Annotated in this window: 1 protein-coding gene; it reads left to right on the top strand. The window is 78.2% G+C overall.

Annotated features, from left to right (window positions below; genetic code table 11):
- Positions 1-191 precede the first annotated feature (191 nt).
- Positions 192-2,574: protein kinase (locus tag PYV61_RS23935; protein ID WP_275836390.1), on the top strand; the 2,383-nt coding region annotated here is incomplete at its 3' end.

Below are 2,574 nucleotides of genomic sequence, written 5' to 3' on the forward strand. Positions count from 1 at the left end.
CGTGGCGCCCTCCGGGCGCCGGCCCGGCCGGGCGCACGGGGGTGGTCGTCGGCACCGCGCTCGCGTTCTAGGTCGGCACGCGGGCGCCGCGCGGCGCGGAGCCGGCGGCCGGGCACGCGCCACCGTGCGGGGCTATCTTGTCGCGAAGCCGCCGCCCCCCGGCGGGGCGGCACGCGCACACGGACGAGAGCATGGCGGACCTCCAGGGGGCGATCGAGGCGCGGCTGGGCGACGGCGCGGACGTCGCCGAGCTGACCAACGAGTACGAGCTGCGCGGCGAGCTCGGACGCGGCGGCACGGCGATCGTCTACCGCGCGCGCGACCGCGCGCTGCGCCGCGAGGTCGCCATCAAGGTCGTGAGCCGCCGCGCCGGGCAGGACGACGCGGTCGCCCGGCTCGCCCGCGAGGCGCGCACGGTCGCGCAGCTGCAGCACCCGAACATCGTCTCGGTGTACGCCGTGCGCCGGCTGCGCAGCGGCGGGCTCGCGCTCGTGATGCAGTACGTCCCGGGCACGACGCTCAAGGACCTCGTCCAGACCGAGGGCCCGCTCCCCGCCGACCGCGCCGAGCGGATCATGCGCGACGTCGCGCAGGCGCTGGCGTACGCGCACGCGCGCGGCGTCGTGCACCGCGACGTGAAGCCCGAGAACATCTTCGTCGACGCCGACACCGGGAACGCGCTGCTCGCCGACTTCGGCATCGCGCGCTCCGCGCAGCAGGAGCAGCTCACGATGACGGGGACCGCGCTCGGCACCCCGTCGTACATGTCGCCCGAGCAGGTGAGCGGCGACCCGCTCGACGGCCGCTCGGACCTCTATAGCCTCGGGCTGGTGACGTGGGAGATGCTGACCGGCCGCCGCCCGTGGGACGGCGAGTCGCTGTACAGCGTCATCCACAAGCAGAAGCACGAGGAGCTGCCGCCGGTCGAGGCGCTGCGCCCGGGCGAGGTGCCGCTGCGGCTGCAGTATCTCGTCGACCGCATGCTGCAGAAGCGCGCGGCCGCGCGCTGGGCGGGCGCCGACGGGCTGCTCGCGCAGCTGAACCACGCGGTGCTGCCGAGCGACTTCGGGAAGTGGCAGGCCGCGATGCGCCCGCGCGTCGCGCGGTGGCGCGAGCGGGAGCTGGCGCGCGAGCGCGAGGAGGGCCGGGATCTCGCCGCGCGCGCCGCGCTCAACGCGTCGACGGTGCAGTTCCGGCGCAACCCGGACGGCCTCCCCGAGACGCCCGCACTCGGCGGGGACGCGGGCGCCGGCTTCGCGCGCGACGTCGCGCGCGCCCGTCGCGCCCGCGAGTCGAACGAGGCCGACACCGCCGCCGTCACCTTCGACGCGGCGGGCAACCCGGTGGCGATGCCCGTCGCCGCCGTCCCGGTGGGCGACGGCGTGGTGGTGGACGCCCCAGTTGGGAAGAGTGCACCCGTGGACGCCGGCGGCGCACCGCTCGCCGAGGAGTCGGTGCAGTACGACGTCGCGGAGCCCGACGCCGCCGAGGCGCGCGACGACGCGCTCGCGCGCGAGCTCCGGCGCCGCGTGCTGCTCGTCGCCGCCGCGGTGAGGGCGACGCCCGCGGTGGGCGTGGCGGCGTTCGTGTGGCGCGAACCGCTGCAGCAGGCGCTCGGCGTCGCGCCCGCGGCGCCGGCCGGTCCGCCGTCGCTCGCCGACGCCGCGGCGCCGCCCGGCGAGTCGGCGCCCGCCGAGGGCTATCCGGTGGGCGCGTCGTCGTCGGTGTTCGCGAGCGGCGCGCGGCACAGCTGCGTGCTGACCGGCGCCGGCGTGGCCACCTGCTGGGGCGCCAACCAGGCGGGCCAGCTCGGCGACGGCACCGAGCGGTCGCGCGGCGAGCCGGCGCCGGTCGTCGGCGACCTCACGCTCGCGCAGCTCTCCGCGGGGCGGGCGCACACCTGCGCGACCACCACCGACGGCCACGCCTACTGCTGGGGCGCCGACGACGAGGGGCAGCTCGGGGACGCGGCCACCGCGGAGTCGCGTACCGCGCCGGTGCCGGTGGAGGGGGGCGTGCGCTTCGCGTCGGTGCACGCCGGCGGGGCGCACAGCTGCGGCCTCACCTTCACCGGCAACGTCTGGTGCTGGGGCGCCAACGCGCGCGGACAGCTCGGCGGCGGCGGCGACGCGCCGCGCCACACGGCCCCCGTTCCCGTCCCACTCCCCGAGGGCACCCGCGCGGCGGCGCTCGCGCTGGGTCGCGACCACAGCTGCGCGCTGTCGACCGACGGCCGCGCGTTCTGCTGGGGCGCCAACGACGAGGGGCAGCTGGGCGACGGCTCGCGCGAGGACCGCCGCGCGCCCCGCATCGTGTCGAGCGTCGTGCCCTTCCAGTCGCTGGCGGCCGGGCGGACCCACACCTGCGGCAGCACCTCGGACCGCCGCGTCGCCTGCTGGGGCAGCAACGAGGACGGACAGCTCGGCGTCGCGGACGCCCGCGAGCGGAGCACGACGCCCGCCTTCGCCGCGCTGCCCGGCACCGCGCTCGACGTGCACGTCGACGCCGGCGCGCGCGTCAGCTGCGCGCTCGCGAGCGCCGGCGAGGCCTGGTGCTGGGGGCGGGCGCCGGTCG

It is taken from the genome of Roseisolibacter sp. H3M3-2 (genome assembly GCF_029211165.1).
Lineage (GTDB): Bacteria > Gemmatimonadota > Gemmatimonadetes > Gemmatimonadales > Gemmatimonadaceae > Roseisolibacter.